The following is a 7,300-nucleotide window of genomic DNA, read 5'->3' as shown; positions in this document are numbered from 1 at the left end:
ACCCGGAAGCTAAGCCTCAAAGCGCCGATGGTACTGCAAGGGGGACCTTGTGGGAGAGTAGGACGCCGCCGAACAATTCTTGTGGGGAAGCCCCGCACCGTTTATGGTGCGGGGCTTTTCCGCGTTCAGAGGTATCTTCGGCCGCATGAACGACATACGAGTAGTAGCCGCCGATGACTGGCCGCTGGCGAAAGACCTGCGGCTGGCCGCGCTGCGGGACCCGATGGCGCACCTCGCCTTTCTGGATACGTATGAGAACGCTGTCGGGAGACCGGACGTGCTCTGGAAGGAGCAGGCCGCGAACTCCGAGGCCGGGGTGAGGAGTCGGCAGTTCGTCGCTGTCGCGCCGGACGGCGGCTGGATCGGGTCGGTGGCGGGGATCGTCGAGGAGGCGGGGGCAGTGGACCACTTCGGGATGCCCATCGAGGAGCGGCAGGCACAGCTCGTCGGGGTCTACGTGCGGCCCGAACACCGGGGTGGGGGGCGGGTACTGGGGCCGCTCGTCGCGGCGGTGCGCGGATGGGCGGCCGAGGTGGGGGCCGGGCGCTTGCGGCTGTTCGTGCACGCCGAGAACGGGCGGGCGGTGGCCGCGTACGAGAGGCTCGGCTTCGTGGCCACCGGGCACCGGGTCCGGGACCAGGCGGGGACGGGCGAGGAGCTGGAGTACGTGTGGGACGGCCCGCTCCCGCGGGGCGGGCACGCGTAGCGCGGAGACGCCTTGCGGGGCGTGTCAGCCCACCAGTTCGGTGTCCGGCCACCTGCTGCGTGCCTGTTCCCGGGAGCGCAGGAGGGCCAGGGCGTGGAGTCCCGTGGCGGGGCCCGTCGTGAGGAGGGCCGGCAGCTCGGGGAGGGGGGCCACCGCGGCGACATCCTCCAGGACGAGCGTCAGTGGTGGGTCGAGCCGACCGGAGGGAGACCTCACGGCCTCGCGGCGGCCGTGCTCGACCACGTCGGAGGCAAGCGCCGTCGTGAAGGGCAGAGCACCGGGGTGCGCCTTGGGGTCTTCGACGGAGACGCCCACGAGATAGAGCGTTCCCTCCTCGGCGAGGAAGGAATCCAGCCGGGCCGAGTCGCCGCGGTGCGGGGTGCAGGACTCGCGCAGATGCACCTCGACGAGTCCGGAGAGAGCCCGGGCCGTCAGTTCCTGCGCCACGTCGCGCCGTTCCGGGTACGCCGTGAGCGCCGCCTCCAGTTCGCCCGCGGCGCCGGGTGCCGCGGTGGGGTGGGTCCGGAGGATGCGGACCGCCTCGTGGACGCGGGTGCCCTGCGCCCAGCGGTGGACGTGGGAGGCCGGGCGGCCGTCCGTGTCGGCGGCGTGCAGGAAGCAGCGCAGGAGGGTCTCGGCCGTGTCGGCGGTCGCCGCGTCGAGCCGGGAGACGGGGCGGACCGGCGCGAGGAGCGCTCTGGCGCGTACCGCTGCGGTCTTCGGGTCCACACAGCCGGCGGACGGGGACCAGTGGAGCCGGTCGGGCGTGTCGCAGCGCAGCAGCGGGTCGTGGACCAGGACGGGGCCGAGCTTGGCGCGGGCGTCCTTCGTCTCCTGCCACAGTGCGGGCTGGGAGGTGACGACGAGGACGGGGCCCGCCGCCTCCCGTACCGCGTCGATCGCCTCGGCCAGGCGGGCCGGGGCGTCGGCGAGGAGGAGCGGAGGGCGGCGCGGGGCGGGGACGGCGGGGGCCGCGAGTTCGGTGGGGGGCGTCGGGGGGTCCTGCTTGGTGAGGTCGAGGGCCTCGCGGCGGGTTTCGAGGGCCTTTTCGCGGCGGCCGAGGGCTTCCTCCTCGCGCCGGGCGAGTTCCTCCTCCTCACGGCGGAGGGCGGCCTCGCGACGGCGCAGGGCCTCTTCCCTTATCCGTACCGACTCCTCCCCGGGCAGGAGCGCCGGCTCGGGGGCCGCCTGCGGCGGGGGCGGGTTCTTGCGGGCGGCGCGGAGGGCGCGGCGGCGGGCGACGGCGGAGAGGACGAAGAGCACGAGGGCGGCGAAAACCATCGCGAGGCCGAAGAAGAGGCCCCAGAAGAGGCCGTAGCCGGAGAGCGCCGAGACGGGGGCGTCGGGCCAGGCGGCGTGGAGGTCCTTCGGGTCCGTCAGCAGGGAGCGCAGCGCGAGCGGCGTGTTGCGGAGGCTGATCGCCCCGGGCCAGGCGCCGTGCGAGAAGAGGGCGGCGAGGCCGCTCGCGAGCCACAGCAGCAGGGTGATGCCGAGGGCCAGCACGAGGACGCCGAGGAGCACGCCGTCGGGGACGCCGCCGGGGCGGCCGGGGGTGGCGTCCTTGCGGGGGCTCATCGGTGCGCGTCCTCTCGTGCGACGTCGGCCCGTCCCTCGTACCGCTGGGGCGCGGGCGAGCGGCTCGGGTGGGCGTGGTCCCGGCGGGGGCGTCTCCGGTACGGCTCGGGCTCGTGCCGCTCGCGCATGGTCAGGCGACTCCGGAGTGGCGCTGTTCCATGAGGGCCGCGCGTTCGGCGGTCTCGCGTTCGGCGGCGAGGAGTTCCTCGGGGTAGGGCTCGGAGGACTCGGTCATGGCGCGGTCGGTGAAGACGAGGGGGCGTTCGGCCTCGGTGACGAGGTGTTTGACGACCTGGACGTTGCCGTTGACGTCCCACACGGCGATGCCGGGGGTCAGGGTGGGGATGATCTCCTGGGCCCAGCGGGGGAGGCCGAGGACGGTGCCGGTGGCGCGGGCCTCGTCGGCCTTCTGCGCGTAGATCGTGCGCGTCGAGGCCATCTTGAGGATCGCGGCGGCTTCCTTCGCCGCCGCGCCGTCGACGACGTCGGAGAGGTGGTGGACGACGGCGACGAAGGAGAGGCCGAGGCGGCGGCCGAACTTCAGGAGGCGCTGGAAGAGCTGCGCGACGAAGGGGCTGTTGATGATGTGCCAGGCCTCTTCGACGAGGAAGATGCGCTTCTTGCGGTCGGGCCTGATCCAGGTGTGTTCGAGCCAGACGCCGACGATCGCCATGAGGATCGGCATCGCGATGGAGTTGCGGTCGATGTGCGAGAGGTCGAAGACGATGAGCGGCGCGTCGAGGTCGATGCCGACCGTGGTCGGACCGTCGAACATGCCGCGCAGGTCGCCGTCGACGAGGCGGTCGAGGACGAGCGCGACGTCGAGGCCCCAGGCGCGGACGTCCTCCAGGGCGACGTTCATCGCCTCGGCGGACTCCGGCTCGGGGTGGCGGAGCTGTTCGACGATGTCGGTGAGGACGGGTTGCCGCCCGGTGACCGTCTCGTTCACGTAGGAGTGGGCGACCTTGAGCGCGAAGCCGGAGCGCTCGTCCAGGCCGTGGCCCATCGCGACCTCGATGATCGTGCGGAGCAGGGCGAGCTGTCCCGTCGTGGTGATCGAGGGGTCGAGCGGGTTGAGGCGGATGCCCATGTCCAGGGCCGCGGTCGGGTCGAGGCGGATGGGGGTTATGCCGAGCTGCGAGGCGATGAGGTTCCACTCGCCGACGCCGTCCTCGCCCTGGGCGTCGAGGACGACGACCTGGCGGTCCCGGAAGCGCAGCTGGCGCATCACGTATGTCTTCTCCAGCGCCGACTTGCCGTTGCCGGACTCGCCGAGGACGAGCCAGTGGGGGGCGGGGAGCTGCTGTCCGTAGAGCTGGAAGGGGTCGTAGATGTAGCCCTTCCCGCTGTAGACCTCGCGGCCGATGATGACGCCGGAGTCGCCGAGGCCCGGGGCGGCGGTGGGGAGGTAGACGGCCTGGGCCTGCCCGGTCGAGGTGCGGACGGGGAGACGGGTGGTCTCGACCTTTCCGAAGAGGAATGCGGCGAAGGCGTCGGTGAGGAGGGTCAGCGGGTCCTTCATCTCGGGCTCCCGGGCGGTGGCGGGTGGTGCGATGGATGCCGGCGGGGCGGCGGGTGCGGAGGCGGGGGCGGGCGGTCAGCGGCGGATGCCGGTGGCGAAGGGCAGGGTGTTGACGAAGGCGCGGTGGTGCTCGCGGTCGCACCATTCGAGCTTGAGGTAGGACTTGCCGGCGGAGGCGCGGATGGTGCGCTTGTCGCGGGCGAGGGCTTCGGGGTTGCGGGAGGAGACGGTGATCCAGCCGACGAGGTTGACTCCGGCGGCGCCGCTGGCGAGGTCGTCGCCGCGCTGGTCGATACGGCCCGACGCGGCCATGTCGCGGGGGTCGACGGTGCGGTTGAGCTTGGCGGCGCGGCTGGCGTCGGCGGCGTCGTTGGTCTTCTCGGTGAGCATCCGCTCGATGGCGACCTCGGTGGGTTCGAGGTCCATCGTGACGGCGACGGTGCGGATGACGTCGGGGGTGTGGACGAGGAGCGGGGCGAGGAAGTTCACGCCGACGGGGGTCATGGGCCACTCCTTGACCCAGGCCGTGGCGTGGCACCAGGGCTCGCGGGTCGCGGACTCGCGGGTCTTGGCCTGGAGGTAGGTGGGCTCGGTGGCGTCCAGCTCGGCGGGCCAGGCGTTGCGGCGGGTCATGGCCTGGAGGTGGTCGATGGGGTGGTCGGGGTCGTACATGGAGTGGATGAGGGAGGCGAGGCGGCCCTGGCCGAGGGGCTGGCGGACGCGGATGTCGGCTTCCTGGAGGCGGGAGCAGATGTCGGTCAGCTCGCGGGCCATGACGATGGCGAGGCCCGCGTCGCGGTCGAGCTTGCGGCCGCCGTGGGGGCGCGCGGCCTTGGCCATGGCGTTCGCCTCGGCGGCGAGTTCGCGCCCGTAGTCCATGCAGGCGACGAGGTACGCGCGGTGCTGCTCGCTGGAGGTGGAGACCATGGAGAGGAGCTGCTCGTAGCTGTCCTGGAGCCAGAGCGGGGCGCGCTGGTCGCCGCGCTGGCTGACGTCCTTGGCGTGGGCGTCGGGGTCGGCGGGGAGGGTGCGGGCGAGCATTTGCAGGCGGGTGACGAAGCCGTCGCCGTTGGCGACGTGCTTGAGGAGGGTGCCGAAGCGGTCGACGAGGGCTTCCTGGTCCTCGGAGTCGCGCAGGCCGACGCCGGGGCCCTCGATCTCGATGGCGGCGGTGACGGTGCGGCGGTCGGCGTGGAGGAGGACGGCGATCTCGTCGGGGCCGAAGGGGGCGGAGAGCCAGGAGATGCGGCCGATGCCGGGGGGCGGGCCGACCTCGATCTCGCGGCCGTCGATGCGGGTGCCGGCCTCGGCGGCGGCGGAGCGGTAGGTGGCCTGGCCGCTGCGGTTGAGCCGCTTGAAGCTGCGGCTGATCTCGTACCACTTGTAGAAGGTGCGGCGCTTGTACGGGACGTAGACGGCGGCGAGGGCGAGGAGCGGGAAGCCCATGAGGAGGACGAGGCGCAGGGCGAGGAAGGGGACGAGGAGCCCGCACATCATGCCGAGGAAGGCCCCGGCGATGATGAGGGCGAGTTCGCCGCTCTCACGGTTGCGGCCGATGACGGCGTTGGGCCGTGCGCGGCCGATGAGATAGGTGCGGCGGGTCGCGTAGGTCTGGGGTGGGGTCGTCAACGCCCTTCACCTCCCGTGCTGTTGGTGCCCGTGCCTCGGTTGGACGCGTGCGGGGTCTGGGTGGCGGAGCGCGGGGCGGGGGCAGCCGCTTGCCGGCCGCCGCCGCGGGTGCCGTGGGCGGCGATGCCTTCGCCGACCGAGTGGGGGGTCTTGGAGCCGCCCTGGTTCTGGCCGCCGCCGGGGTTGCCGCCGCCGTCGTTGCGGGCGCTGTGGGTCTTGATGCCCTGGGCGACGAAGGAGGCGGGGGAGGAGAGAACGGCGGCGGCGCGGGACTCGGCGCCCTGCTGCATGCGGTTGGAGCGGGAGGCCACGAGTTCGTCGCCGAAGCCGGGGACGAAGCGGTAGATCATGGCGCTCGCGAAGATGGCGAGCAGGATGATCGCGAGGCCGGAGACGACGGCGGAGAAGGCGGAGGGGCCGTCGTCGCCGGCGAGGGCGCCGGCGAGTCCGAGGACGATGACGATGACGGGCTTCACGAGGATGACCGCGATCATGACGCCGGCCCAGCGGCGGACGTGGCCCCACATGTTCTTGTCGACGAGGCCGGCGTAGACGACGGTGCCGAGGAGGGCGCCGACGTAGAGGAGGGCGGCGCGGATGACGAGTTCGAGCCAGAGGACGCCGGCGGCGAGGATCGAGACGAGGGAGACGACGACGAGCATGATGGGCCCGCCGCCGATGTCGTCGCCCTGGTCGAGGGCTTTGGAGAAGGAGCCGAAGAAGACGTCGGTCTGGCTGCCGGTGGTGCGGGAGAGGACGGCGGTGATGCCGTCGGTGGCGGAGACGACGGTGTAGAGGATGAGGGGGGTGAAGGCGGAGGCGAGGACGGTGAGCCAGAGGAAGCCGACCGCTTCGCTGATGGCGGTGGTGAGGGGGACGCCGCGGACGGCTCGCTTGGCCACGGCGAGGAGCCAGAGGAGGAGGGTGAGGATGGTGGAGGCGGCGAAGACGACGGCGTACTGCTGGAGGAACTTGGGGTTGGTGAAGTCGACGTTGGCGGTGCTTTTGACGGCTTCGGAGAGTTTGTCGACGGTCCAGGAGGCGGCGTCGGCACAGCCGTTGGCGAGGGAGGCGAGGGGGTCGAGGGCGTCGGGGAGGCCGTTGTCCGAGTTCGAGGGGGCGCCGCTCCCGCAGTACCGCTTGGCCGGACCGACCAGGAGGTCGCAGTCCTGGTTGTCCGAGGGGGCGGGGCTCGGATCGGCGGCCGCGCGGGTGGCGACCGCGAGCAGCGTGAGCTGAAGGCCCGCGGTGACGACCGTGAGCCGACGCCAGGAGCTGGGGCTACCGCGCATAGGTGAAGCCTCCGTACCCTTCGATCGCCTTGCTGATCTCGTCCGAGGCCGATGCCCGGTCGTCTCCCGGAACAGGAGTGGGACCGTTCCTCTGGCTGTCCTTCACGATCTTCCAGTCGCCGTCTACCCACTGAAGATCCAGGACCATGGTCTGCCAGGTCGTCGTGACCGGGTGCGTGGTGTCCGTGCCGGCGAGGCCGATCAGGGCCATGTACCAGACCTCCACCGTGCTGGCGGAGTCGGTGTACGCGGTGGAACGGGTGCCGACCGGAACGCTTCTCGACACGAAGGTCTGGCCTTCGGGGGCCGAGCCGTCGGCCTCCAGGCCGACACGTCCGAGGATGTCCTGGGAGTACGCCTGGTCCAGCGGCCCCTTCTTCTTCGTGGCCGCGCTCTTCGTGTAGAGGCTGTCCAGGATGGCGTGGCGGCGATCCGTCACGTACATCCCGTCCGACCCCAGTGCCACCGTGTAGTTCGCCGCCGCGCTCTCGGCCCCCGCCTTCGTGCGGGGGTATCCCGCCGGGACTCCCGAGGCGTTGGGGGTCTGGGTGGGTTTGTCGCCGGTGGGGGCGGTGG

5 protein-coding genes, 1 rRNA gene and 1 pseudogene are annotated in these 7,300 nt (G+C 72.1%); 2 read left to right on the top strand and 5 right to left on the bottom strand.

What is annotated here, in order from left to right; genetic code table 11:
* Both rrf and IF99_RS0129555 read left to right on the top strand, forming a co-directional pair.
* Positions 1 to 74 (top strand): 5S ribosomal RNA (rrf, locus tag IF99_RS0129560); the annotation flags it as partial.
* 71 nt (positions 75 to 145) lie between these two features.
* Positions 146 to 706: a GNAT family N-acetyltransferase gene (locus IF99_RS0129555; protein WP_031001409.1), complete on the top strand. Its 561-nt coding sequence runs from the start codon at positions 146 to 148 to the stop codon at positions 704 to 706.
* Between the two features lie 24 nt (positions 707 to 730).
* Here the strand turns inward: IF99_RS0129555 and IF99_RS0129550 are convergent, their stop codons facing one another.
* From IF99_RS0129550 to IF99_RS0129530, 5 genes and pseudogenes are all read right to left on the bottom strand, one after another.
* Entirely contained in the window at positions 731 to 2,281 is a 1,551-nt protein-coding gene (locus IF99_RS0129550; protein WP_031001407.1) for a type VI secretion protein, read from the bottom strand.
* A gap of 130 nt (positions 2,282 to 2,411) precedes the next feature.
* Positions 2,412 to 3,803, bottom strand: coding sequence for an ATP-binding protein (locus IF99_RS0129545; RefSeq protein WP_031001405.1), 1,392 nt, complete (start codon positions 3,801 to 3,803; stop codon positions 2,412 to 2,414).
* Positions 3,804 to 3,878: 75 nt separating this feature from the next.
* Positions 3,879 to 5,432 (bottom strand): SCO6880 family protein, encoded by a 1,554-nt coding sequence (locus IF99_RS0129540; RefSeq protein WP_031001403.1) that lies wholly within the window; start codon positions 5,430 to 5,432, stop codon positions 3,879 to 3,881.
* On the bottom strand, positions 5,429 to 6,724 hold the full coding sequence (locus IF99_RS0129535; protein WP_031001401.1) for a hypothetical protein: 1,296 nt from the start codon (positions 6,722 to 6,724) through the stop codon (positions 5,429 to 5,431). The genes IF99_RS0129540 and IF99_RS0129535 overlap by 4 nt, the downstream gene beginning before the upstream one ends.
* Positions 6,714 to 7,300, bottom strand: a pseudogene (locus IF99_RS0129530) (hypothetical protein); the annotation flags it as partial. The gene IF99_RS0129535 and the pseudogene IF99_RS0129530, both read right to left, overlap by 11 nt.

It is taken from the genome of Streptomyces sp. NRRL F-5630, assembly GCF_000719475.1.
Lineage (GTDB): Bacteria > Actinomycetota > Actinomycetes > Streptomycetales > Streptomycetaceae > Streptomyces.
This window is presented reverse-complemented; position numbering and strand designations above follow the sequence as displayed.